Below are 21,139 nucleotides of genomic sequence, written 5' to 3' on the forward strand. Positions count from 1 at the left end.
ATATGAAAGTAAAACGCTTTTTTGCACCAGATATGCGCCAGGCAATGCAGCGGGTTAGGGATGAGATAGGTCCTGATGCTGTGATCGTGTCTAATCATCGTGTTGCTGGTGGGGTTGAGGTTGTGGCTGCGCACGAAAATGACTATGAGGCTGCCCAACAAGAGTTCTCCCGCAAGCAAAAGAAAACGCAAAAGCGACAATCTCAGATTGATGTCCTGACAGGTGCTGGTGCTTCTAACCGAGACTTAGAAGGGGAACTGCAAAAGGCGCGAATGCAGATTGCGGAAGCGCAAGGCAAACAGGATAGTCAAAATTATGACGTTCCTGGGCAGGTAAATAAGCAGATCGAGCAAGATGATGATCTCAGAGAAATTTTGACCTCGCTTAAGCAAAGGCAGAGGCAGAAAGCTAATGCTGCTCATCAGAATTTTATCAAACAGCCAGCTACTGATGAATTAGGCTTGGGGTTGGATCTCCAAAATGAGCTGTCCATGTCTGCTGCTCCGCTTAATGACGGGGCTGATCATCTTATTCAGTCAATGCAGGATGAAATTGCACAGCTTAAAAACCTTCTTAGTCAGCAAGTTCTAGCTCAAGGTAATGTGCAAGCTTCCGCGCCAGCAAAATCACCATTACAGAAGAAATTTGAGCTGTTAGGTGTGAGTGAAAAATTATCTACGCATCTTCTATCTCATGTTGAGTCAGGTTTGGCGCCGGACAAGGCATGGAAAAATGCTTTGACCCGCTTGTCAGATGCAATTCCTGTGATGGGAGAGGATTTCATTGAGCGCGGCGGAATGATTGCTTTTGTTGGTCCTACTGGTGTTGGTAAAACAACAACAATTGGTAAGCTTGCTGCGCGTCATGTATTGAAATACGGCAGTTCGAGTATGGCGTTAGTAACGACGGATACTTATCGAATAGCTGCGCATGAACAATTGCGGACTTTTGGCCGAATACTAGATGTTCCGGTCCGGGTTGTTGATGAAAGTAACAGTCTGGATGATGTTCTTCATTCTCTTCGAAATAAACGATTAGTGCTGATTGATACGGCTGGACTTAACGCCAATGAGCCGCATAGTGAGGCTCAGTTGGCCATGCTAGAAGGTGTAAGCTTGCGTCTCAAAAAGCTTTTGGTGGTTTCTTGTAGTAGTCAACGTAGGGTTGTCGAACAGGCGTTTAATGCTTATCAGGGCTTAGGTTTAAATGGCTGTGTTCTGAGTAAAATGGATGAGTCTGGTAGCTTAGGTGAAGCAATCTCTTTGATCGTTGAAAAGCGTTTGCCTGTTTCCTATGTTACTGATGGTCAACGTATTCCTGATGATATTGATATTGCCAAAAAACATGAGTTGGTTAGTCGAGCTGTTATAACGGCTCAACGCGCTATCGAAGCAGAAAAGAAAATGTCTGCACTCGATTCTATTTATAAGACGGGTTAATGGTGGGAATTAATAATGAATCAACATAAACCCGTTAAAGTAATTGCGGTAACCGGTGGTAAAGGCGGCGTTGGTAAAACTAACGTCTCGGTGAATTTGGCGCTTGCATTAGGTGATCTAGGTCATAAATCTATATTGATGGATGCTGATTTAGGTTTAGCAAACGTCGATGTGATGTTAGGTTTGCGCCCGAAAAAGAATATTGCTGATGTTCTGAATGGTGAATGTGGCCTAAAGGATATTATGCTGGACGTAGGCGAGCATCTAAAAATTGTACCTGCTTCATCTGGTACACAAGAGATGACAGCATTGTCCCCGCATGAGCATGCAGAATTAATACATGCTTTTAATGAGGTTGCTGACGATACTGATGTTCTTATTATTGATACGGCAGCAGGCATTTCTGATTCGGTGGTGAGCTTTGTTAAAGCTGCACAAGAAGTTTTAGTTGTTGTTTGTGATGAACCCACCTCAATTACCGATGCTTATGCTTTAATTAAACTGTTAAATCGGGATTATAAAATGACCCGCTTCCGTGTTCTGGCCAATATGGTGCGAAGTGAACAGGAAGGGCGGAATATGTTCGGGAAGTTATTAACAGTTACTGATAGGTTTCTTGATGTGACGCTTCAATATGTAGGATCAATCCCTTATGATGAAAATGTTCGTAAGGCGGTTCAGCGTCAAGTGGCTGTTTTAAAAGCGTTTCCAAAGAGCAAAGTCTCCTTGGCATATCGTCAATTAGCGAATAAAGTAAATGGGTGGCCGGTTCAAACTGTGCCCCGAGGTCATTTAGAGTTTTTTGTTGAACGACTCGTTCAGGGAGTTCGTTCTTCGGATTAGCAAAGAGGCGGTATGTACAACCAGCTGCAATTACAAACGAGTGAAGAGCTAATTGAGCAGTATGCGCCGCTAGTTAAACGTATTGCACATCATTTGCTTGCTCGTTTGCCTGCGACCGTAATGCTGGATGATCTTATACAAGCAGGTATGATCGGTTTACTCGAAGCCGCAAGTAAATACGATGCTTCGAAAGGAGCAAGCTTTGAAACTTATGCAGGGATCCGCATTCGTGGCTCCATCATTGATGAGGTACGCCGTGGCGATTGGACGCCGCGTTCAGTACATCGAAATAGTCGTCGCGTAACAGAAGCTATCCAGCAGATAGAAGCTAGAACAGGGCGCGATGCAACAGATTCAGAAGTGGCTAAAGAGATGGGTATCAGTGTTGCTGATTACCATAATTTGCTTAAGGATAGTTTAGATAGCAGACTCTTTAGTTTTGAGGAGATGATCAATCCTCAACATGAAGGTCCAGGGGAGTCTTTTGCAAATGATGACCCGGGTCCAAATAAAAATTTTGAGCGAGAAGCATTTTTAAAAGCGCTAACTACAGCTATAAATAACTTACCAGAACGGGAAAAGTTGGTGTTAGCGCTCTATTATGATGAAGAGCTCAATTTAAAAGAAATTGGTCAAGTATTAGGTGTAAGTGAGTCTCGAGTTAGTCAGATCCATAGTCAAGCAGCGTTAAGGTTGCGTTCACGACTAAGTGATTGGCAGTAAAAAGGGTTGACCAGACTCAACGTAATTGCGGTAATTAAGTGTAGACTCAATGAGTTGCGTAGTTCTAACAGGAGGCCGTCTTGAATAAAGACATGAAAATTCTTGTAGTGGATGATTTCTCCACAATGAGACGAATTATTAAAAACCTATTGCGTGATCTGGGCATGACAAATGTTCAGGAAGCGGATGATGGTCAGACTGCACTACCAATCCTCAAACAAGGGGGAATTGATTTTCTGGTCACTGATTGGAATATGCCAGGAATGACCGGTATCGATCTTTTAAAAGAAGTTCGTTCTGATCCTAACTTAGCTCATATGCCTGTGCTTATGGTTACAGCTGAAGCTAAGAAAGAGCAGATTATTGCGGCGGCGCAGGCGGGGGTGAACGGCTACGTAGTTAAGCCATTTACTGCGGCAGTGCTGAAAGAAAAGATTGATAAGATCTTTGAACGCCTAGGTTAAGAAATAAGGTCCGTTGTAATGATTGCAGGAACAGATAAAGGTGTAGGGCGCTTCGAAATGGAATTGCAGTTGAAGGCTCAAGAATTAGTTTCCGTCCTCAATGAGGGGAACCTCTCTGAAGCCATGGATCTGATTCAAGAGCTTCACGAATTCAGACATAAGACCTTCTTTAGCGAAGTGGGTCACCTGACTCGTGGCCTGCATGAAGCAATTAAAGCCTTTTCTACTGAGCTTGGAACTAGCTTGGAATTAGATGATGATGCGGCACCAAAAGATGCTGATGCGGCAGATCGTCTAAATTATGTTATTGAAGTTACAGAAAAAAATGCACATGAGACCATGGATCGTGTTGATAAAGCACTGGGTCTGGTTGATCGTTTAGATTCACAGAGTGAACGGTTTAAGGATCTATTGTCGCTTGTTGGTCAATTGGAAAAAGAGCACGACAATTTGAATGGCGTCTATGACCGTACATGTGCAGTAAAAGAAGAATCTGAAAAGACAATTGAAACTTTGCGGTCAGAGTTGACCGATATTGTAGTGTCTCAGAGCTATCAAGATATTACAGGTCAGTTGATCCGTCGAGTTATTAACTTAGTGACAAATGTTGAAACGCACTTAGTTAGTTTGATGGAGATGGCTGCGCAGGTTGAAAAATTGTCGGGCATCGAGGTGCTAACAGCGCCTGAAGATGACAAACAGGATAATAAAAAGAATCCTATTCAGGCTGAAGGGCCGCAGGTCAACAAAGACAGTGCTGATGTTGTCAGCAATCAAGACGAAGTTGATGACCTGCTTTCTAGCCTGGGTTTTTAAGAGGAGCGCCGTATGAGTTTGGAAGTGGATCAGGAGATTCTTGAAGATTTCCTTGTAGAAGCAGGTGAAATCCTTGAGCAATTATCTGAACAGTTAGTCGATCTGGAACAGCGTCCAGATGACAGTGATCTGCTCAACGCAATATTTCGTGGCTTTCATACCGTAAAAGGTGGTGCAGGTTTCTTACAACTTGAGCCTATGGTTGATTGTTGCCATAACGCAGAAAATCTCTTTGATATGTTGAGAAATGGCGAGATTAAGGTTTCGCCGGAACTGATGGATGTAGTACTGCAGGCACTGGATACTGTAAACGTGATGTTTGACGCCGTAAGAGGTGGTCAAGAGCCAGAAAATGCTGATCCACAACTAATTCAGGCGCTCATTGCCTTTGCTAGTGGCGGAGCTCCAGCACCTGCTGAAGCAGCACCTGCTCCAGCCCCGGCAGCACCTGAAGCCGCGCCAGCACCTGTACCTGAACCAGTAGTAAATAATGCAGATCAGAGCTCAGATGAATTTGATATGCTCTTGGATGATTTGGGAGGCCCTTCGCCTGCTGAAGAGAGTGGGGCTGATGATGGGTTGATCACTGAAGATGAGTTCGAATCTTTGCTGGATGAACTTCATGGTCAAGGTAAAGGTCCTGGTTCTGAGGGCGCTTCAAAAGCACCAGCAGCAGCGGCACCAGCAGGCGGTGATGACCTTATCACTGAAGATGAATTCGAAGCTCTGTTAGATGAGCTGCAATCTCAGGGTAAAGGTGCGTTTGCAGAAAATACAGCGCCAGCCACCACACCCGCTGCAGCAGTACCAGTACAAGCACCAGTACCTGCTCCAGCCCCAGCCCCAGCCCCAGCTGCACCTGTAGCTCAGGCGCCTGCCCCCGAAAAATCTGAAAAAGCGGCAGCGGCAGCAGTGAAAGCTGCGCATCAGCAAGCTAAGCCTCAGGCAGAAAGCAATGTTCGTGTAGATACGCGTTTGCTAGACAAAATCATGAACATGGTGGGAGAGCTAGTTCTTGTCCGAAACCGTTTGGTTCGTCTTGGTGTTACACGTGAAGACGAAGAGATGGCGAAGGCATTAGGTACGCTAGATATGGTGACGGCTGACTTACAAATGTCAGTTATGAAAACGCGAATGCAGCCTGTGAAGAAGGTGTTTGGTCGATTCCCGCGTTTGATTCGTGACCTATCACGTAACTTGAAAAAAGAGATTCGCTTAGAGCTTCGCGGAGAAGATACCGATTTAGATAAAAACTTGGTTGAAGCGCTTGCCGATCCTTTGATTCACTTGGTTCGAAATGCCGTAGATCACGGAATTGAATCGCCAGATGTTCGTGAAGCTGCAGGTAAACCAAGAGAAGGCCATGTATTACTTTCTGCCGAGCAGGAAGGTGATCATATTCTATTGGTTATTCAGGATGATGGTGCTGGTATGGACGCAGAAAAACTGCGTAATCTGGCAATTGAGCGAGGCATGATGGATGCTGAAGCTGCTCGTCGTCTTACTGAGCAAGAGTGCTTTAATCTGATCTTTGCGGCTGGCTTCTCAACTAAGAAAGAAATTTCTGATGTTTCTGGTCGTGGCGTGGGTATGGATGTAGTTAAAACAAAAATTACCCAGCTGAACGGTACGTTGAATATTGATTCTGTAATTGGTCAAGGTTCGCGTATTGCGATTCAGGTACCTCTAACATTGGCAATCATGCCAACGTTGATGGTTATTTTGGAAGACCAAGCGTTTGCATTACCATTAGTAAATGTTAATGAAATCTTTAACCTTGATCTGACTAAGACAAATGTTGTTGATGGTCAGCAAGTGATTATTGTACGTGACCAAGCATTGCCTTTGTTTCATCTCAAACGTTGGTTGATCGGTGGTCAACAAAGTGCAGACTTACCAGAGCAAGGCCACGTAGTTATTGTGACGGTTGGTACTCAGCGCGTTGGATTTGTAGTTGATCAGTTAGTAGGTCAGGAAGAGGTTGTAATTAAGCCTTTAGGTACAATCTTGCACGGAACGCCGGGTCTGTCTGGCGCAACAATTACAGGTGATGGCCGTATCGCACTGATTATTGATATTCCGAACTTGCTGAAATATCACGCTTCTTGATGTACCTGAATGAGAGCAATTAAAGATGTCTATTAAGGTACTGGTAGTAGATGATTCTGGTTTCTTTAGGCACCGTATTACTGACTTGCTTTCAGGAGATAGTCGAATAGAAGTGGTTGGTTCTGCTCAAAACGGCATGGAAGCAGTTGAGCAGGCCAAAAAACTTAAACCCGACTTGATCACTATGGATGTGGAAATGCCACAAATGAATGGCATTGAAGCGGTCAGGGTGATCATGCGGGAATGCCCAACTAATATACTGATGCTCTCTTCATTAACTCATGAAGGAGCGCAAGTGACACTGCAAGCCCTAGAAGCAGGTGCGCTCGATTATCTATCTAAGGATATGCGCGCTTGGATGGAGCATTCTGCGTCTTTGGAAAAGCAACTAAGGGATAAAGTTGTAGAACTTGGTCGATCTCGTCACTCTAAGCTTCGTAGTACGTTTATCTCTCCAAATAATGTTGGAAGTGGTAAAAGTAAATCAATGGTGTTTAGACCAGAGGCTGAAAGTAAAACGACTCGCTCAACACCGTCTGCTAGGCCAACAAGGCCCATTGAAAAACCGCGTTACCCTTCAGGCTCGACATTAAGGGAGCGTTCGGCGAGTTCGCAACTAAGAGCTAAGCCTGCACAGCCAGAAATAAAGAAATCTACAGCTTATAAATCTGCATCAAAAGTTTCAGTTCCTTCTGGGTGTAAGATTGTGGTTATTGGGTCATCAACTGGTGGGCCTGCTGCCCTACAGCAAATATTGACTCAATTACCTGCTAATTTTCCACATCCTATTTTGTTGGTCCAGCACATGCCTAAAACGTTTACGTCGGTATTTGCTACCCGTCTTGATCAGCAATGCAAAATTTCAGTAAAAGAGGCTGAAGATGGTGATCGTTTGATGCCTGGTCGTGCTCTATTGGCTCCAGGTGGTCATCAGATGATTATTGATCCTCGTAGTTTGGATAAAATTCGAATTATGCCGGGAGATGAGCGTTTAACCTACAAGCCAAGTGTTGATGTTACTTATGCTTCTGCAGCAAAAAGCTATGGAAATAAAGTGCTAGGAATTATTTTGACTGGTATGGGTGCTGATGGTCGTGATGGTGCCAAAATGTTACGACAGCAAGGAGCCACAATTTGGGCGCAGAATGAAGAAAGCTGTACTATTTACGGTATGCCGCAAGCTGTTGTTAATGCTGGATTAGCTAATGACATTCTCGATTTAACTGAATTCGGGCCGATTTTGAGTAATAGAAGGTAGTTGTGATGGATTTCACTGCTGTAATAGGTGTATTACTAGCTTTTGCAGCTGTTCTTGGTGGTAACTATCTCGAAGGTGGTCATGCGCAGGAGCTGTTAAACCTGCCTGCTGCGATAATTGTTCTTTGTGGTACCTTGGCTGCCGCAATCATTCAGTCACCAAAACAAGATTTTGTTCGAGCAATCAAGTTGATTGGCTGGGCTTTTGGGAATAATCAGCAGGACCTTAAAAGTAAGAGTGAGGAGATTGTGCAATGGTGCGTCATTGCACGCCGTAAAGGACTTTTAGCTTTAGAAGGCGAAGCTGATAAGCATAACGATGATTTTGTTAAAACAGGTCTTCTCTTATTAGCTGATGGTAAAGGTTCTGATGTTATAAGAAGCACTTTAGAAGTTGACCTTATTACGCTAGAACAAAGAGACCTTCAAGGCGCCAAAGTTATTGAAAGTATGGGTGGGTATGCGCCAACTCTAGGTATTATTGGTGCGGTATTAGGTTTGATTCACGTAATGAGTAACCTTTCTGACCCTGAAGGTCTTGGTGCGGGTATTGCGACAGCATTTGTGGCGACTATCTACGGAATAGGTATCGCAAACTTATTTTTAATTCCGGTAGCGAATAAAATTAAAAGTTTGATATCTATGAGGTATCAGGCTCAAGAGATGGTGCTAGAAGGATTGATGTTTATTGCAGAGGGGCAAAACCCTAAGGCGATTCAACAGCGCCTCCAAGGTTATTTGAGATAGTTATGCCTCGTCGACAGGTAGTAGATGATAGCATTCGGAATGACCGTTGGGTTATTTCCTATGCGGATTTTATTACTTTGCTATTTGCATTCTTTGTCGTTATGTATGCGATATCGTCGGTTAACGAAGAAAAATACAAGCATTTAACAGAGGCGCTAGCAGGTGTCTTTGTTGGTGTTGATCAAGCAATCGATGTTAATCCTGCGCCAGGTGAAGGAAAAAGTGAAAGCGGTTTTGCTATCTTTATCGGCGGCAAAACTGATGTGGATGTACCAGAAGTTACAATTTCCCCGCCGGATCAGGAAGAAACTGACATTTTAAAGGCATTACAGCAGGAGATGGCTGTAGCTTTTGCTAAGATGATTGATGAGGGCCAATTAAGAATTACAGGTAATGATCTGTGGCTTTCTATCGAGCTGCGGTCTAATTATTTATTTGATTCAGGTGGTGCGTTACCCAATATTCTTGCGGATCAATTGCTGGAACAGATTGCAATGATGTTGAAAGGGCGATCAAACCCTATTCATGTGGAAGGGTTTACCGATAACCAGAGAATATCGACAGATGCTTATCCTTCCAACTGGGAACTGTCAGCTGCTAGGGCCGCCGCTGTTGTAAGGCTACTTGCTCAATTTGGTGTAGAACCAGAGCGTATGGCTGCAGTGGGTTATGGCGAGTTTCAGCCTGCTTATAGCAATCGTACTGCGGAAGGACAGAAATTAAATCGCCGAGTGTTGATTGTTGTATCACGTGACGAAAAGGTCCGTAGAACCGTATCTTCATTTGGTAGTCAGCAAGTTAGTGCTGATGCTGTATCAACGGTGTTATCAACACCGGAAAAAGAAACAGTACCCGTAATTGAACAGGTAGAAACCGGAGATGGTGATGTTTTGTTCAGGAAAGCTGAATCGAAGTCGCCAGAACAGGAAGACAATTAAATGCATGTATGGTCAGTTGCCAACCAGAAGGGTGGCGTCGGCAAAACAACCACAGTAGTGACAATCGCCGGGTTATTGGCTGAAGTCGGCTATCGTGTCTTGTTGATTGATTTAGATCCGCACGGATCTTTGACCAGTTATTTTGGTTATGACCCAGATGAATTAGAAGACAGTGTTTATGATCTATTCACTGGGAGTAGTCAGGTTAAGAGGGATGATGTAGCACGTCTACTTTTGAAAAGCAGTCATGAGCGTATAGAGCTGATTCCTGCATCAACTGCAATGGCAACTTTGGAGCGAAAAGCTGTCGGTGCCGAAGGTATGGGATTGCAGGTGGCCAAAGCCCTATCACACGTTCGTGATCAATATGATTATGTATTGATTGATAGCCCTCCAGTACTAGGTGTGTTGATGGTGAATGCCCTAGCTGCATGTGAACATTTATTGGTTCCTGTTCAGACTGAGTTTCTAGCCCTAAAAGGTCTAGAGCGGATGGTTAGAACAATTAATATGATTAACCGTGCGCGTAGTAAAAAACTCAGTTTTACGATTATTCCGACCTTCTATGATCGTAGAACTCAAGCTTCAGTTAGTAGCTTACGAGAGCTGCATCATAATTATCCAAATGAAATATCTAACGCGGTTATCCCTGTAGATACCAAATTTAGGAATGCAAGTATCCAAGGGCTTGTACCTTCGGTTATGGACTCTAGTAGTCGAGGGGTTCATTCCTATGCGCGTTTATTACGTACTTTACTTGAACGTCAAAAACAGGAGGCCCTATGAGTCAATCAGATAAAAAGCCTCTTGAACAAGATGATGTGGAAGTTCATGGCGTTCAAAAGCTTGTTTTCGATTATTTGGAATCGCTGCTGTCAGATCCTGATGCTGGTGATATTGATACAGAAACTGAAATTGCTGCCATTGAAGAAAAAATTGCTGCTGAGGAAAGCCTAGAGCATCAAGGTTTAGGTATCGAAAGCGAAGAAAATGCTTTGCTTGTATATTCTGTAGATCAAAATACTGAAGAGCCAGAGCCAGAGCCAGAGCCAGAGCCAGAGCCAGAGCCAGAGCCAGAGCCAGAGCCAGAGCCAGAGCCAGAGCCAGAGCCAGAGCCAGAGCCAGAGCCAGAGCCAGAGCCAGAGCCAGAGCCAGAGCCAGAGCCAGAGCCAGAGCCAGAGCCAGAGCCAGAGCCAGAGCCAGAGCCAGAGCCAGAGCCAGAGCCAGAGCCAGAGCCAGAGCCAGAGCCAGAGCCAGAGCCAGAGCCAGAGCCAGAGCCAGAGCCAGAGCCAGAGCCAGAGCCAGAGCCAGAGCCAGAGCCAGAGCCAGAGCCAGCACCGGCGAAAGCTCCAGACCAGGCGCAATTATCCGCTGCAGGTTCAGGGGCAACAAGTCGAGAGATCAACTGTGTATTAATAAAAATGCATGGCTTAAATTTGGCGATTCCGTTCGATTACATTGAAGGAGCGGTGCATTTAAGTTCCGTATCTCTCACATTGGATGCAACGCATGACTGGTGTCTAGGTCGTTTCGGTGGAAGCAGTGCAGATACCAATGTTATTGATACTGCATTGTGGTTGATTCCCGAGCGTTACCAGCCGGAAATGGCTAAATACGATGAATTAATTATTCTTCGTGGTCGTCATTGGGCGCTTGCTTGTGATGAGTTGGTAAAATCGGTTCGAATTCCTGTGGATAAAGTATCTTGGGCTGGTAGTGATAATCCACGTAAGTGGCTATGGGGTACTTATATGGAAGAGCGTTGTGCCATTTTAGATATTCCTGAATTGATGAATCAGTTTGATAAGGCCTTCTAACGGATAGAGGCTTTGGAGAGATAATGCCGTCATTGTTTGAAATTATTCTACTTATTATTGTGTTAGGTACGGCTTGCACAAGCTATGTGTTGTTCAAGCGCTTACAGAAAAATGAGCGTCAGCATCAGGCGCTGATCAATGTTTTACGCAATGAAATTCAAGCAATGACTAATGGCTCTATCGGCATGGGACGTCGCCTTATCGAGGTGGAGCAGAAGCTGAATCTAACTGCTGATAAACAGCTGGAATTGGAAAATCGAGATCCGTCTGCTTTGGCTTATAATCAAGCGACCCGTTTGATGGAGATGGGAGCGGATGTCGATGATCTGGTTAAAAATTGTGGGTTAGGTCGACCCGAAGCGGAATTGATGGCGCTGTTGCATAAAGAGTTACAAGCACCCCATGAGGCATTAGGTTCAGATCGTTAGCGCTTTTTCTCTGCCGCTTTTATGATCTCTGATGTGTCGTGTTTTAGGCTATAAGCAAAGGCGATAACTTCAGCAATAGCTCTATAGAGTGATTCAGGAATCTCGTCACCGAGTTCAAGCCTGATTAACACTTCCACAAGTTCGGGGCTTTCGTGGATGTGGATATTATTTTCTTCTGCGAGCGCAATGATCTGCTCAGCAATTTCCCCCATACCTTTAGCTACTATGAGCGGGGCCTTACCCATCTCTTGATCGTATTTTAGGGCGATCGCTTTTTGTCGCGGAGTATCTAAATCAGGTTTGGTAAATTTCATGTATGCAGATCGACTAGCTGTTTATGAACCACCTGATCCTGTCGAGGGGCTTGGCCCTCGTGCCAAGTGATTTCTGAATTATTAAAACCGCACATTCTTAGCTTTTCAGCAAACTCGTCAGAGCGTTCTCTCAATTTTTCAGCGGTGTCTTTGTGTTCACACCAGAATAGTGTACTGATTTCATGACCGTCTGTTAGCCTGATTTCAGCATCAACGCCGCCATGTTCTTCAAGATCGAAGTGCAGTCGGACCCGCCAAACCGATACCATCTCACCTGAGGCGTTAGTACCGCCTTCTCGGCTAAGTCTAAGTTCTAAATTCTCCCAGCTTTCACCTTGTTTAATAGGTAAGTCTATTTGTAATACGCGCTCAAATCCGCCATCTGGTAGCTCACGCCATTGATGAAGAGAGTTGATTTGTTGGCTGGTAACTCTGGATAGTAAGCCTTTAATGATCTGATCAAAACGTTCTCGCTGTTCAGCAGGAAGTTTGTCGCTGAGTTGTTGCAATTGTTGCAACTGGGCTTTCATGTCTAAAGGGCTTGCACTTCGTCCTTGGCTTAATTGGCGCTCAGTACTTAACCCACCTAATTCAACGTTTTGACGTATCTGAGAGGGCGCTTCGCTACTGCCCGGGCGTACGCCAAACAGGTTTAGCATGCTGCGAACAACACTGCCTATCTGAGAGGTTTGACTTGCCTCGGTTGCAGTAGCCTGTGCTAACTGATTAAAAGCTGTAGCTGTAGGTTGTTGTACAGGTAGTGTGTTACGCAGTATTTCCTGTATGGCTGGTTTGTCTAACGCAGAATTTAACGTCAGAGGTGGTTCCTGAATACGCAGAACCTGAACGTTTTGATTGCCGTTTGAGACCAATTGCAGTTGCGCACCCTGCGGAATAGGTCGAGGCGATTGAACCTCTACTTTTGAACCGTCTGGTAGCGCCAAGCTTACAAGGTGATGTATTGGTGGGCCTGTCCTAACAGGTGCAGGGTTTTGCTGGACTTGTTGTGTGGCTGGGTTAGTTTTATCTGCAATGTTTTGCTGTTGCGGTTGTATCGAAGGACTCGTGGTTTGTGAGGTAGTTACTGTAGTTGCCCCTTGAGCTGTGGGGGCGGGTTGGTTTTGCGGCGCGCTGTTGTTGATTGGCGTTGTAATGTTCGGCAGAGCCCCCGCAGTATTTGTTGCTTGGGCAGTGTTGCTCTGAGCACTTGTTGGTGTAGATGTAATTGCCGGTTGAGCTTGTATTGCTGGAGAAGTACTTGCCTGAGTGGTTTGTGCGGGTACTTGTTGGGCTGCCGGGCTGGGATTATTTGGCTGATTAGCAGTCGTTATGGCTTGTTGCTGTAAAACGGTTATTTGTTGAGGGCTTGCTGCTGTCTGTTGAGGTACCGTTGCCGTTTGTTGCAGAGTTGTAGTGGTACTCGCTACGTTAGCCTGTACCTGCTGGCCGCTCGGTGTCGAAGATGGGTAGATAGGCCGACTGCTGATGACTGCAGCCGTAACACGCGTATCAGCAGGAAGTTTTAGAGTATCCGCTGATTGGGCAAGTTTTAACTGTATGCCAGGATCAGGTTTAGCGGCCGTATTGTTGGCGCTTTGCTGGGCTTGTTGTGTTTGATTTTGCGTATTGCTGGTCTGGGTGTTAGCTGTATTACCCGTCTGTGCAGGCTGCGGCGTGATCTGAATTTGGCCATCACTTTGGCGATTTACATTGATCTTCTGCCCTACAGGCAGTGCTTGAAAGACTCCCATCTGGATCAATCGATTGTTAACTTCCAGTTTGAGCTTAAAAACTTCCGGTTGGATCTGATCCCTACTTACCGCTATAACGGTCGCACTGACGTTCTGCCCGACTGGGAACAGTCGATTTACATTTTGAGCAGAATCGCTATTACTGCTGGTCGTTTGCAGTGGAATAGCAGGTATTTGTGGTAGCAAGTTTAGTAACCTCTAGTCCTAGGGAATGAGTAAGGAGCGTGCGGGCGTTATTCTATGAGAAATATATGCTGCTAAATGAGGATAAGAATCCAACTTTTAGAAAGCAATACAACAGTGCCGTGCAATCAGATATTCGTATATAATCCCTCGGTTAATAATCGGCAGATATTGTAAAAAGTATAGTTTATTGCCGTAAATTACATTTCTTAAGCGATTCCAAGTTTGAGAAATAGGTCGGAAGACTCGATTGGGTTTGGGGATTGATTTGGATACAGCGTTAATACAAGTTGAAAACCTGTTTTGTGAGCGTGACGAACGTATTTTGTTCGAAGATCTAAATTTTTCTGTCTCACAAGGCGAAGTTATCCAGATTGAAGGCCAGAACGGTAGCGGTAAAACTACGTTACTTCGAATCCTCAGTGGTCTATCTAATCATTATGAAGGCGATATTTACTGGGAAGGTGAGCCTATCTCAGAGGTCCGCGAAGAATTCTGTCGAGAGCTCCTATATTTTGGTCATCACCCTGGGGTGAAGGCTGTGCTTACGCCTGAAGAAAATCTCCAATGGTATGCTGCTATGCATCCTGGGATAAATGTCGCTGATATCCCTATGGCGTTGGATAAAGTGGGATTAACCGGTTTTGAAGATTCTCCCTGCCATATGCTTTCTGCAGGACAGAATCGTCGAGTGAGCCTTGCGCGTTTGTATTTAAGTAGCGCTAAGTTGTGGATTCTCGATGAGCCTTTCACAGCTATTGATAAAAAAGGTGTCGCAGAAAAAGAACAACTTATTCTTGATCATGCGAAGCAAGGTGGTTGTGTGATTTTAACCACTCACCATGAGCTGGGTGTGGGCGAGCAGGTTCGTCGATTAAATCTTGATGAATTGGCGGGAACTTAATGGACCAGACAGTGACAAAAGATGAGTTAGGTCAGGGCGATACGTCTGTATCAAGTTTATTCTATGCCGTATTAAAGCGGGATTTAATGTTGGCTTATCGCAAAAAAAGCGATTTGTTTAATCCGCTCATTTTCTTTTTAATGGTCGCGACATTATTCCCACTGGGTGTGAGTCCTGAACCGACGTTCTTGGCTGAAGTGGCTCCCGGTGTTGTTTGGGTGGCAGCATTGCTTGCTACCTTATTGTCTATGGATAGCCTATTTCGATCAGATTTCGAAGATGGAACATTAGAGCAGACGCTGTTAAGTCCACAGCCTCTGTTTGTGGTAGTACTGGCTAAAGTGATTGCTCACTGGATGATGAGCGGTTTGCCGTTAACGCTATTAGCGCCCTTACTCGGGGTTATGCTGTTTTTACCAGCAGAAGGAATGAGTGGCTTGATGTTGAGTCTGTTGTTAGGGACACCAACATTAAGTCTAATCGGTGCCATCGGTGCGGCATTGACGGTGGGATTAAGAAAAGGTGGCGTGCTGATATCTCTACTGGTGCTGCCGCTGTATATCCCTGTGCTTATTTTTGGCACCAGCGCAGTTCAGGCGGCAGTGACAGGATTGCCGCTTGCTGGGTATTTTGCGTTATTAGGCGCTATTTTGGCTTTGGGTGTTGTGATGGCGCCTCTTGCAATTGGTGCAGCATTACGAATTTCCGTGAGCGGATAAGTTTAGGTTGTTATGAGCGAAAAGAAGAAGTGGATGCCCCGTTGGTTTTATCAATTGGCATCGCCACGCTGGTCTTATGAAATTATGGGTAAGCTGCTGCCAGGATTTGCAATCGCGGCAGCTATTGCACTTATTGCAGGTGTTGTTTGGGCGCTAGGTTTTGCTCCAGAGGATTACCAGCAGGGTAACAGCTTTAGAATTATCTATATCCATGTTCCTTCCGCTATCTTGGCTCAATCCTGCTACATGATGATGGCAATCGCAGGTGCAATTGGACTTATCTGGAAAATGAAAGTGGCCGATATGGTCGCTAAGTCTTGTGCGCCTATTGGTGCTTCCATTGCGATCTTAGCTCTAGCTACAGGTGCAATTTGGGGTAAACCTACTTGGGGTTCTTGGTGGGTTTGGGATGCGCGCTTAACGTCTATGCTAATCCTTCTATTCCTTTACTTGGGCGTTATTGCTTTGAACTCAGCAATAGAGAGTGAAGCAACGGCGGCTCAAGCTTCTGCAGTTTTATCTTTGGTTGGTTTAGTGAATATCCCGATCATCAAATATTCAGTTGACTGGTGGAATACTCTACATCAGCCAGCAACATTTACCTTGACTGAGAAACCGGCGATGCCCGCGGAAATGTGGGTGCCACTACTCGTCATGGTCATAGGGTTTTATTGTTTTTTCGCGGTCTCTTTGATGATGCGTACTCGAAATGAAATTTTATATCGAGAACGTCGCTCCAGTTGGGTGCGGGAATTGATAGAAAAACAGAGAGGCTAATCCAGTGAGTTTTGATAGTTTTTCAGATTTTATCGCGATGGGCGGACATGGTTTATATGTCTGGTTGAGTTATGCCATCGCTCTATTCGTTATTGTTATTAATATTGTGAATCCGGCACTGCAAAAGAAGAAGGTTATCTCTGATCTTGCACGTCGCCTGCGCAGGGAGAAAAAATCTTCATGAACCCTAAACGCAAACAACGTTTAATTATCGTTTTATTTATTGTTTTTGGTGTCGGAGCGGCTGTTGGCCTAACTATGTTTGCTCTTAGTCAAAATATTAACCTTTTTTACTCTCCAACCGAGATTGCTAAGGGTGAAGCGCCTAAGGATACGCGAATTAGAGCGGGTGGCATGGTTGTAGAGGGCAGTGTTAAGCGTGATCCTCAAAGTCTGAAAGTAACATTCAAACTTACAGATTACGAAAGCGTAATGACGGTTCATTATGAAGGTATCTTGCCTGACCTATTCCGTGAAGGTCAGGGTATTGTTTCTCAAGGTAAATTAAATGGTTCTAATGAACTTGAGGCGACTGAAGTGTTAGCTAAGCATGACGAAAACTATATGCCACCAGAAGTTGCTGAAGCACTAGAAAAGAGTGGTCATATGCCTAAACCAGAGGGTGAGGTGTTTAACAAATGATCCCTGAGTTAGGTCAGTACGCACTAATTTTATCTTTATGTTTGGCTGCGTTATTAGCGGTTGTTCCGTTAGCAGGTACTTATAGTAAGAATGCGTTGTGGATGGGTTTTGCTCGTCCATTAGCGACCGGCATGTTTGCCTTCTTGATGGTCAGTCTTGTCTGTCTTGGCTACGCCTTTGTTGTAGATGATTTCTCGGTTGCTTATGTCGCAACAAACTCAAATACAGCGCTACCTATCTATTACAAAATCAGTGCTATTTGGGGCGGGCATGAAGGTTCATTACTGCTTTGGGTTGTGATCCTAGGTGGTTGGACTTGGGCTGTAGCGATTAAAAGTGACAACTTACCGCAAGATATTGTCGCGCGCGTATTAGGTGTCATGGGTATTATCAGTGTGGGTTTTATCCTGTTTACACTGATGACATCGAGTCCGTTTGAACGTCATTTGCCTCGCTTCCCACAAGAGGGTGGCGACCTTAACCCATTGCTGCAAGATATCGGTCTGATTCTGCATCCGCCAATGCTGTACATGGGTTATGTTGGTTTCTCTGTGGCGTTTGCCTTTGCTATTGCTGCTTTGCTAAGCGGCCGTTTAGATGCGGCTTGGGCGCGTTGGTCTCGTCCTTGGACAATTGTTGCGTGGGCATTCCTAACTCTAGGTATCGCATTAGGAAGCTGGTGGGCATATTACGAATTAGGCTGGGGTGGCTGGTGGTTCTGGGATCCAGTAGAAAACGCCTCATTCATGCCATGGCTGGTAGGTACTGCACTGGTTCACAGTTTAGCCGTCACTGAAAAACGTGGTGTGTTTAAAAGCTGGACCGTATTGCTGGCGATCTTTACCTTCTCTTTGAGTCTACTAGGCGCATTTTTGGTTCGTTCTGGCGTACTTACTTCAGTACATGCTTTTGCGACAGACCCGGAGCGAGGCTACTTCCTACTTGCGCTATTGGCGATCACGATTGGTGGATCTTTGTTGATCTATGCATTGAAAGCAGCGCATGTAAAAAGTGAATCAAGTTTTGAATTGGTTTCGCGCGAGACCTTCTTGCTAGGTAACAATGTTCTATTAGTGGTAGTAGCGATGATGGTTCTATTAGGAACATTGTATCCGCTGCTCATTGATGCCTTAGGTATGGGTAAAATTTCGGTAGGTCCTCCGTACTTTAACGCACTCTTTATACCTCTAATGGCTGTAATGGTTGGCTTTATGGGTTTTGGTATTCTTTCTCGTTGGAGGAGTACTAAGAGTACATATCTTACCGCTCAATTAGTCATTCCATTTGTATTAAGCATTGTCTGTGCTGCTGTGTTCCCTATGCTGTATGGCGATGGCTTTGATTGGTACGTATTCCTGGGCATGGCGCTTGTATTCTGGATTACGTTCGTATCGATTAAAGATATTTGGAACAAAGTTTCTCACCGTAAGGCTCCTTTTAAGGCACTAACTACGTTGTCTCGTAGCTATTACGCGATGGTATTAGCCCATATCGGTGTTGCGGTAACGATTGTTGGTATGACGCTCGTTTCTATCTATAACGAAGAGCGCGATCTTAGAATGGTGCCAGGTGACAAACTTAGCTTTAAACAGTACGAGTTTATTTTTGACGGCACTCGAGATGTTGTAGGCCCTAACTATGTTTCTGATAAAGCGCGTTTACGTGTACTGAAAGATGGTGAAGCTTATGGTGAGCTTTTCCCAGAAAAACGTATGTACAACGCCAGTGGCACAGTTATGACTGAAGCCGCAATTGACCCAGGTCTAACACGAGATCTATATGTTGCGTTGGGTGAACCTCTTGAAGGCGGCGCATGGGCGGTTCGTGTTCAGCATAAACCGTTTGTTCGTTGGTTATGGTTGGGTGGCTTGCTAATGACCGTTGGTGGTTTGTTGGCTGCGATGGACAAGCGTTATAGAAAACAAAATAAGCGTGCTGTAGCAAACGCTTAAGTATTAAGGGTAATCATTCATGCGTCGTTTTGTTTTGTTTATTCCATTAGCGATTTTCTTAGGAATTGGCGTTTTTCTTTGGCGTGGTTTGCAACTGGATCCTACGGAATTGCCCTCAGCGCTGTTGAATAAGCCTTTTCCTCAGTTTGAGTTACCGTCTTTGTATGACGAAGGAAAAATGCTTAACGCTGAAGACCTTAAAGGTGAGGCTGCTTTGGTGAATGTTTGGGCAACTTGGTGTCCATCCTGTAAAGAGGAACATGCACAGCTGAATAGTATTAAGGCCGAAGGCTATAAAGTTATCGGTATTAACTATAAAGATGAGCGCCAGAAAGCAAAAATTTGGTTGAATAAATACTTAGATCCCTACGCAACAAATGTTTATGACGACAAAGGAAGCTTAGGCCTAGATTTGGGTGTTTATGGTGCACCTGAAACATACGTGATCGATGCACAAGGTGTGATTCGGTATAAGCATGTGGGTGTTGTCGATCAGCAAGTTTGGACCAAGCTGAAAGGGATAATTGATCAGATCAACAGTTCTGAGAAGGTCGCTGCACAATGAGAAAAATCCTAGCGTTATTGCTATTTTCTCTGCCTATGTCGCTATGGGCAGCTATTGATACTTATGAGTTTAAGGATGAGGAAACGCGCGAACGTTTTCGTCAATTAACCTTCGAGCTACGTTGTCCAAAATGCCAAAACCAAAACTTGCAGGATTCTAACTCGCCTATCGCTTCTGATTTGCGTAACGAAGTCTACAAGATGTTGCAAGAAGGCAACGATAACGACGAAATTGTCGGTTTTATGGTGGCAAGGTACGGTGATTTTGTTTTATATCGCCCGCCGGTTAATAAAGCGACCTATGTATTGTGGTATGGCCCGTTTGTGTTGGCTGTTATCGGTATTATCGTGATGGTTTTTCTTTCTCGAAAGCGCAAGAAGAAAGTGGACGACAAAGGGCAAGATTTAGATTCATCCCTTAGCGGTGATGAAGCCCAGCGCCTGAAAGATATTTTAGATAAGGGTAAAGATAAATGATTGAACTATGGGTAGGCATAGCGCTGTTAACGGTACTGGCTATTGCTTTTGTATTTTTACCCTTTGTACGTGCTAGACGCCTAATTCAAAATGAGGTTTCTGAAGATCGCGAACAACAAAATATCGAGATCTTTCAGGAGCGCTTATCCGAATTAGAAGAAGAGAAAGCTGCAGGCAACCTAGATGATACGGATTTTGCGACGTTGAAAACTGAGCTTGAGCGAAATCTGCTTTCAGATGTAAACGAGCAAAAACAGTCTAAGAACAAAATAGCGTTAACTTCGCAAACACTGGTGACTGTAACATTGTTGGCGTTAATGATTCCTGTTGCAGCAATTGGTTTGTACTCCGTTTACGGACGTTCAGCTGATCTTGAGCTATCGATGCAGCAGCCAAAAGATCCATTCAATGGTAAACAGCCAACATTGGAAGAGGCTGTTGCACAGCTTGAAAAAGAGCTTAAGTTGAATCCAGAAAACCCTGAAGGTTGGTACTTACTATCAACGACCTATATGAATCAAGGGCGTTTTAAAGAGGGCGCTGCTGGTTTTGAAAAGGTTGTATCTTTATTACCTGAAGATTCACCTCAGTATGCGGATGTCCTAGGTCAGTACGCGCAGGCTCTATTTTTTGCTAATGAAAGTAAAATGAGCCCAGAGATCAAAACGGTTATTGATAAGACGCTAGCGATTAAACCTCTAGAAATTACCGTTTTAGGTTTGCTGGGTATTGATCGCTATGAGCATAAAGATTATCAAGGTGCGCTGGATTATTGGCTGAAAGCGCTTCGTAACTCTGACGGTAAGACTGCAGAATCTCTTCGCTCAGGTGTACGTAATGCTCGTGATGCCTTGATCGCTGAAGGTGTTGATGTACCAGAAATTCCTGAGTTGATGCCAGCATCAATTAGCTTGAAAGTAAATATTGATGACCAGCTGAAACAGCAAGTTGCTGCTGATGCCACTGTGTTTGTGTTTGCACGCGAAGTAGGCGGTCGTATCCCGTTAGCAGCTGTTAAACTTCAAGTTTCTGACCTACCGATTGATGTCGTTCTTGATGATTCTAAAGCGATGAATCCTCAGTCAGGTTTATCTACGGTTTCGACAGTTGAAGTATCTGCGAGAGTCTCAAAAACGGGTGAGCCCAAAGAGCAGCCAGGTGATCTATATGGCTTGATCTCCCCTGTTCAGGTACGCAGAACAACTTTACCAATGATTCTTACGATCGATAGAGTTGTCGAATAAATCTGGCTCTTTTATAGTGGGTACTTATTAC

Annotated in this window: 23 protein-coding genes; 21 read left to right on the top strand and 2 right to left on the bottom strand. The window is 44.6% G+C overall.

Going from position 1 to position 21,139, the window contains the following annotated elements; translation table 11 throughout:
- The first annotated feature begins 2 nt into the window (after positions 1–2).
- The 12 genes from flhF (at position 3) to ACMXYX_RS02660 (ending at position 11,581) form a co-directional block, all read left to right on the top strand.
- A complete protein-coding gene (gene flhF / locus ACMXYX_RS02605) occupies positions 3–1,439 on the top strand; it encodes a flagellar biosynthesis protein FlhF (RefSeq protein WP_415906446.1) in 1,437 nt (478 codons plus the stop codon).
- A gap of 15 nt (positions 1,440–1,454) precedes the next feature.
- Positions 1,455–2,282: a MinD/ParA family protein gene (locus tag ACMXYX_RS02610; RefSeq protein WP_415897494.1), complete on the top strand. Its 828-nt coding sequence runs from the start codon at positions 1,455–1,457 to the stop codon at positions 2,280–2,282.
- 12 nt (positions 2,283–2,294) lie between these two features.
- On the top strand, positions 2,295–3,005 hold the full coding sequence (locus ACMXYX_RS02615; protein ID WP_415883433.1) for an RNA polymerase sigma factor FliA: 711 nt from the start codon (positions 2,295–2,297) through the stop codon (positions 3,003–3,005).
- 80 nt (positions 3,006–3,085) lie between these two features.
- Positions 3,086–3,469 (top strand): chemotaxis response regulator CheY, encoded by a 384-nt coding sequence (cheY, locus tag ACMXYX_RS02620; RefSeq protein WP_040661672.1) that lies wholly within the window; start codon positions 3,086–3,088, stop codon positions 3,467–3,469.
- Positions 3,470–3,487: 18 nt separating this feature from the next.
- Positions 3,488–4,285 (top strand): protein phosphatase CheZ, encoded by a 798-nt coding sequence (locus ACMXYX_RS02625; RefSeq protein WP_415883434.1) that lies wholly within the window; start codon positions 3,488–3,490, stop codon positions 4,283–4,285.
- Between the two features lie 12 nt (positions 4,286–4,297).
- Complete coding sequence (locus tag ACMXYX_RS02630; protein WP_415906447.1) at positions 4,298–6,394, top strand: chemotaxis protein CheA; 2,097 nt, start codon at positions 4,298–4,300, stop codon at positions 6,392–6,394.
- A 25-nt stretch (positions 6,395–6,419) separates the two neighbouring features.
- The gene (locus ACMXYX_RS02635; protein ID WP_415897496.1) at positions 6,420–7,652 is read left to right on the top strand and encodes a protein-glutamate methylesterase/protein-glutamine glutaminase; all 1,233 of its coding nucleotides are present in this window, start codon (positions 6,420–6,422) and stop codon (positions 7,650–7,652) included.
- Between the two features lie 5 nt (positions 7,653–7,657).
- Positions 7,658–8,398, top strand: coding sequence for a flagellar motor protein (locus ACMXYX_RS02640; protein ID WP_415897497.1), 741 nt, complete (start codon positions 7,658–7,660; stop codon positions 8,396–8,398).
- Positions 8,399–8,400: 2 nt separating this feature from the next.
- On the top strand, positions 8,401–9,336 hold the full coding sequence (locus tag ACMXYX_RS02645) for a flagellar motor protein MotB (protein WP_415897498.1): 936 nt from the start codon (positions 8,401–8,403) through the stop codon (positions 9,334–9,336).
- Positions 9,337–10,122 (top strand): ParA family protein, encoded by a 786-nt coding sequence (locus ACMXYX_RS02650; RefSeq protein ID WP_415883439.1) that lies wholly within the window; start codon positions 9,337–9,339, stop codon positions 10,120–10,122.
- A complete protein-coding gene (locus tag ACMXYX_RS02655) occupies positions 10,119–11,153 on the top strand; it encodes a chemotaxis protein CheW (RefSeq protein WP_415906448.1) in 1,035 nt (344 codons plus the stop codon). The genes ACMXYX_RS02650 and ACMXYX_RS02655 overlap by 4 nt, the downstream gene beginning before the upstream one ends.
- Positions 11,154–11,176: 23 nt before the next feature.
- Positions 11,177–11,581 (top strand): DUF2802 domain-containing protein, encoded by a 405-nt coding sequence (locus tag ACMXYX_RS02660; protein WP_415883441.1) that lies wholly within the window; start codon positions 11,177–11,179, stop codon positions 11,579–11,581.
- Here the strand turns inward: ACMXYX_RS02660 and ACMXYX_RS02665 are convergent.
- Both ACMXYX_RS02665 and ACMXYX_RS02670 read right to left on the bottom strand, forming a co-directional pair.
- Positions 11,578–11,895, bottom strand: coding sequence for an EscU/YscU/HrcU family type III secretion system export apparatus switch protein (locus ACMXYX_RS02665; RefSeq protein WP_415897500.1), 318 nt, complete (start codon positions 11,893–11,895; stop codon positions 11,578–11,580). The genes ACMXYX_RS02660 and ACMXYX_RS02665 overlap by 4 nt on opposite strands.
- Positions 11,892–13,832: a flagellar hook-length control protein FliK gene (locus tag ACMXYX_RS02670; protein WP_415897501.1), complete on the bottom strand. Its 1,941-nt coding sequence runs from the start codon at positions 13,830–13,832 to the stop codon at positions 11,892–11,894. The genes ACMXYX_RS02665 and ACMXYX_RS02670 overlap by 4 nt, the downstream gene beginning before the upstream one ends.
- Before the next feature lie 265 nt (positions 13,833–14,097).
- Between ACMXYX_RS02670 and ccmA the strand changes: the two genes are divergently transcribed.
- From ccmA to ccmI, 9 genes are read left to right on the top strand one after another with little or no spacing between them, the layout of a single operon-like run.
- Positions 14,098–14,733 (top strand): cytochrome c biogenesis heme-transporting ATPase CcmA, encoded by a 636-nt coding sequence (gene ccmA, locus ACMXYX_RS02675; RefSeq protein ID WP_415897502.1) that lies wholly within the window; start codon positions 14,098–14,100, stop codon positions 14,731–14,733.
- The gene (gene ccmB / locus ACMXYX_RS02680) at positions 14,733–15,452 is read left to right on the top strand and encodes a heme exporter protein CcmB (RefSeq protein WP_415883445.1); all 720 of its coding nucleotides are present in this window, start codon (positions 14,733–14,735) and stop codon (positions 15,450–15,452) included. Before ccmA ends, ccmB begins: the two co-directional genes overlap by 1 nt.
- 12 nt (positions 15,453–15,464) lie before the next feature.
- Entirely contained in the window at positions 15,465–16,229 is a 765-nt protein-coding gene (locus ACMXYX_RS02685; RefSeq protein ID WP_415883446.1) for a heme ABC transporter permease, read from the top strand.
- Between the two features lie 4 nt (positions 16,230–16,233).
- Positions 16,234–16,413 carry a heme exporter protein CcmD gene (ccmD, locus tag ACMXYX_RS02690; RefSeq protein ID WP_415883447.1) on the top strand — a complete coding sequence of 60 codons (180 nt, stop codon included), beginning with the start codon at positions 16,234–16,236 and terminating at the stop codon, positions 16,411–16,413.
- The gene (ccmE, locus tag ACMXYX_RS02695) at positions 16,410–16,871 is read left to right on the top strand and encodes a cytochrome c maturation protein CcmE (RefSeq protein ID WP_415906449.1); all 462 of its coding nucleotides are present in this window, start codon (positions 16,410–16,412) and stop codon (positions 16,869–16,871) included. The genes ccmD and ccmE overlap by 4 nt, the downstream gene beginning before the upstream one ends.
- Positions 16,868–18,823 (top strand): heme lyase CcmF/NrfE family subunit, encoded by a 1,956-nt coding sequence (locus tag ACMXYX_RS02700; RefSeq protein WP_415906450.1) that lies wholly within the window; start codon positions 16,868–16,870, stop codon positions 18,821–18,823. The genes ccmE and ACMXYX_RS02700 overlap by 4 nt, the downstream gene beginning before the upstream one ends.
- A gap of 19 nt (positions 18,824–18,842) precedes the next feature.
- Positions 18,843–19,388 (top strand): DsbE family thiol:disulfide interchange protein, encoded by a 546-nt coding sequence (locus ACMXYX_RS02705; protein WP_415900092.1) that lies wholly within the window; start codon positions 18,843–18,845, stop codon positions 19,386–19,388.
- Positions 19,385–19,864, top strand: a complete 480-nt coding sequence (locus tag ACMXYX_RS02710; protein ID WP_415897504.1) for a cytochrome c-type biogenesis protein CcmH — start codon at positions 19,385–19,387, stop codon at positions 19,862–19,864. Before ACMXYX_RS02705 ends, ACMXYX_RS02710 begins: the two co-directional genes overlap by 4 nt.
- Positions 19,861–21,108: a c-type cytochrome biogenesis protein CcmI gene (gene ccmI, locus ACMXYX_RS02715; RefSeq protein WP_415906451.1), complete on the top strand. Its 1,248-nt coding sequence runs from the start codon at positions 19,861–19,863 to the stop codon at positions 21,106–21,108. The genes ACMXYX_RS02710 and ccmI overlap by 4 nt, the downstream gene beginning before the upstream one ends.
- The last annotated feature ends 31 nt before the right edge of the window (positions 21,109–21,139 follow it).

The sequence above is a fragment of the Neptuniibacter sp. QD72_48 genome (assembly GCF_047778065.1).
Lineage (GTDB): Bacteria > Pseudomonadota > Gammaproteobacteria > Pseudomonadales > Balneatricaceae > Neptuniibacter.

Excerpts from the sequence above, each read along its gene's own strand:
- ACMXYX_RS02625 (WP_415883434.1), top strand. The coding sequence starts at position 3,488 with ATGATTGCAGGAACAGATAAAGGTGTAGGGCGCTTCGAAATGGAATTG.
- ACMXYX_RS02665 (WP_415897500.1), bottom strand. The coding sequence starts at position 11,895 with ATGAAATTTACCAAACCTGATTTAGATACTCCGCGACAAAAAGCGATC.
- ccmB (WP_415883445.1), top strand. The coding sequence starts at position 14,733 with ATGGACCAGACAGTGACAAAAGATGAGTTAGGTCAGGGCGATACGTCT.
- ACMXYX_RS02685 (WP_415883446.1), top strand. The coding sequence starts at position 15,465 with ATGAGCGAAAAGAAGAAGTGGATGCCCCGTTGGTTTTATCAATTGGCA.
- ccmE (WP_415906449.1), top strand. The coding sequence starts at position 16,410 with ATGAACCCTAAACGCAAACAACGTTTAATTATCGTTTTATTTATTGTT.
- ACMXYX_RS02645 (WP_415897498.1), top strand. The coding sequence starts at position 8,401 with ATGCCTCGTCGACAGGTAGTAGATGATAGCATTCGGAATGACCGTTGG.
- ACMXYX_RS02650 (WP_415883439.1), top strand. The coding sequence starts at position 9,337 with ATGCATGTATGGTCAGTTGCCAACCAGAAGGGTGGCGTCGGCAAAACA.
- ACMXYX_RS02700 (WP_415906450.1), top strand. The coding sequence starts at position 16,868 with ATGATCCCTGAGTTAGGTCAGTACGCACTAATTTTATCTTTATGTTTG.
- ACMXYX_RS02705 (WP_415900092.1), top strand. The coding sequence starts at position 18,843 with ATGCGTCGTTTTGTTTTGTTTATTCCATTAGCGATTTTCTTAGGAATT.
- ccmI (WP_415906451.1), top strand. The coding sequence starts at position 19,861 with ATGATTGAACTATGGGTAGGCATAGCGCTGTTAACGGTACTGGCTATT.
- ACMXYX_RS02710 (WP_415897504.1), top strand. The coding sequence starts at position 19,385 with ATGAGAAAAATCCTAGCGTTATTGCTATTTTCTCTGCCTATGTCGCTA.
- ACMXYX_RS02655 (WP_415906448.1), top strand. The coding sequence starts at position 10,119 with ATGAGTCAATCAGATAAAAAGCCTCTTGAACAAGATGATGTGGAAGTT.
- ACMXYX_RS02635 (WP_415897496.1), top strand. The coding sequence starts at position 6,420 with ATGTCTATTAAGGTACTGGTAGTAGATGATTCTGGTTTCTTTAGGCAC.
- flhF (WP_415906446.1), top strand. The coding sequence starts at position 3 with ATGAAAGTAAAACGCTTTTTTGCACCAGATATGCGCCAGGCAATGCAG.
- ACMXYX_RS02610 (WP_415897494.1), top strand. The coding sequence starts at position 1,455 with ATGAATCAACATAAACCCGTTAAAGTAATTGCGGTAACCGGTGGTAAA.
- ACMXYX_RS02640 (WP_415897497.1), top strand. The coding sequence starts at position 7,658 with ATGGATTTCACTGCTGTAATAGGTGTATTACTAGCTTTTGCAGCTGTT.
- ACMXYX_RS02630 (WP_415906447.1), top strand. The coding sequence starts at position 4,298 with ATGAGTTTGGAAGTGGATCAGGAGATTCTTGAAGATTTCCTTGTAGAA.
- ACMXYX_RS02615 (WP_415883433.1), top strand. The coding sequence starts at position 2,295 with ATGTACAACCAGCTGCAATTACAAACGAGTGAAGAGCTAATTGAGCAG.
- ACMXYX_RS02660 (WP_415883441.1), top strand. The coding sequence starts at position 11,177 with ATGCCGTCATTGTTTGAAATTATTCTACTTATTATTGTGTTAGGTACG.